1 protein-coding gene is annotated in these 2,683 nt (G+C 47.2%); it reads left to right on the top strand.

Annotated features, from left to right (window positions below):
- Nucleotides 1–1,876 (top strand): Calx-beta domain-containing protein (locus tag QUB20_RS17930; protein WP_333291535.1); only part of this gene is annotated, 1,876 nt, incomplete at its 5' end.
- Nucleotides 1,877–2,683 lie beyond the last annotated feature (807 nt).

Below are 2,683 nucleotides of genomic sequence, written 5' to 3' on the forward strand. Positions count from 1 at the left end.
TGATTACACCAATACTCCCCTGACTGTCAATTTTGCCGCGGGGGATGCTGCACCCCAAACCATCACCATTCCGATCGTCAACGATACTTTGGTAGAGGATACCGAAACACTCAACTTAACTTTGACCAACCCGAATGGTGCAACGATTGGAACCCAAAGCACCGCTACATTGGACATAGTGGACAATGACAGCACCCTGCAATTTAGTGCTCCTACTTTCAGGGTTAATGAAAACGGAAGGATTGTTTCAGCAGTAACAGTTACACGCACTGGCAGTACCACTGGTGCAGTCTCAGCCACGGTGGAATTGAGCGATGGTACTGCTGTTGCCCCTGGTGATTACGACAATCAGGCGATTGTGGTGAATTTTGCCGCTGGGGATGCTGCATCCAAAATTGTCGATATTCCGATCGTCAACGATACTTTGGTGGAGGGTACCGAAAGAGTCAACTTAAGTTTGACCAACCCTACAGGCAATGCCTCGATTGGAACGCAAGGTACTGCCATTTTGAACATCGCGGATAATGACAGCAGCCTGCAATTTAGTTCCCCTACCTTTAGTGTCAACGAAGATGGCACGCCGATTGCAGCCGTGACTGTCACTCGCATTGGCAGTGCTATTGGCGCCGTCTCAGCCACTGTGAACTTGACCGATGGTACTGCTGTTGCCCCAGGGGATTACACCATTACTCCCCTGACTGTCAATTTTGCCGCTGGGGACACCGCACCCAAAATTGTCACCATTCCGATCGCCAACGATACTTTGGTGGAGGGTATCGAAACACTCAACTTAAGTTTGACCAACCCTACAGGCAATGCCACGATTGGAACGCAAAGCACCGCTAACTTGGACATAGTGGACAATGACAGCAGCCTGCAATTTAGTGCTCCTACTTTCAGGGTGAACGAAAACGGAAGGATTGTTTCAGCAGTAACAGTTACACGCACTGGCAGTACGACTGGTGAAGTCTCAGCCACGGTAAACCTCAGTAATCTTACTGCTGTTGCTGATGACTACGACAATGCTCCCATCCTTGTCAATTTTGCTGATGGGGATGCTGCACCCAAAATTGTCGATATTCCGATCGTCAACGATACTTTGGTGGAGGGTACCGAAAGAGTCAACTTAAGTTTGATCAACCCTACAGGCAATGCCACGATTGGAACGCAAAGCAACGCCATTTTGAACATCGCGGACGATGACAGCACGCTGCAATTTAGTGCTGCCTTCTTTAGCGTCAACGAAGGCACGCGGAATGCAGCCGTGACAGTTACACGCATTGGCAGTGCTACTGGCGCCGTCTCAGCCACGGTGAACTTGAGCGATGGTACTGCTGTTGCCCCTGATGACTACATCAATATTAGTCCCATTGCTGTTAATTTTGCCTCTGGGGACAGCACGGCCAAAACCATCACTATTCCAATCCAGGAGAATAGTTTGCCAGAGTCTAACGAAACAGTCAACTTAAGTTTGGCTATTGCTACAGGCAATGCCACGATTGGAACGCAAAGCACCGCCATTTTGAACATCGTAGACAATGATGTTGCACCTGCTGTGATGACTAACTTAACTTCATCGAGCATGACCCCCGACCTACTTACTGGCTTTCGTTCCGCTAGTGCGATCGGTGATAGCGGGCTACAGGATTCCAGCTTGCTTGGTGGTTCAGGGCCGGGAACAGTGGATATGAGCAATTTCATCACCAACTCTTTCGACGGGGCGGCGATCGCTAATCCTACTATGACAGTCAATGCCACGCAGAACTGGTTTCCTTCACCTACAGCGCCCATTGTGGGTGGTACTGACCCGAATCTTATTGCTGGGGTAGGTCCTAGTTTCGTTGCCTCCAACCCATTTGCTAGTTCGGTCTTATAGAACCATTTCAAGGTCGTACTCTTAGATGCTACGCGCGTTATTCGAGTACGACCTTGAACTCTTGTATAGCAATCCTAAATGATTTGTGTAATTCTTGTAGGGAAAAACCAACGCCCGGTTGCCCCGATGCAGGCTGGGGTAGTCACTCTTAGCACTACCCCTACATATTTTTACAACTGATGCGAGGATTGCTATATTTTGAAAAAAATAGATGGCGATTTGCCATTGGGATGGAGTTTTTGAGAGCGTAGTTTTTGGGCAATTCTTGTTGGTAAAAATTCGCCCCGAAAATTATCGATTGGATATTAAGCTGTTGCACATTTAAATTGTATATTCAGGGCGGGCTGGACGCCCAACCCGTACTCCCCACAAGACTTTGATTTTTTTGGACATACAATTTAAAGGCCGCAACAGCTTAGTGTTTTTTGCTATTACCTACTTAATCCTTAATTTTTTGTAAAAACGTAACAGTTGCCAAATCTGCCAACTCGCCCAGACTGGGAGCAATGCTAAGATTAACCAAAAGGTGGGTTTAGCGATCGCCCCCAAGATGGGGGAATCAAACCAAGATGGCAATTTGACATTCGGTATATTTTGGGCAGTTTTTAGTTTTATCAAAGGAACTTTCGGACATAGCTTTACTTCACTGAATCGATTTTGCCCTGTGGATTTGGGCTTTTTTTATTCGATCGTCTTACTGCACATTTTGTACAGCTTTTAAGTTGGTACTAACTAAGGAATGAGAATTAAATAACTTCCACTCTTGAAAGTGGGATGGGCGTCCCGCCCGTCCAAAAAGGACGGGCG

It is taken from the genome of Microcoleus sp. B4-C2, assembly GCF_036705265.1.
GTDB lineage: Bacteria > Cyanobacteriota > Cyanobacteriia > Cyanobacteriales > Microcoleaceae > Microcoleus.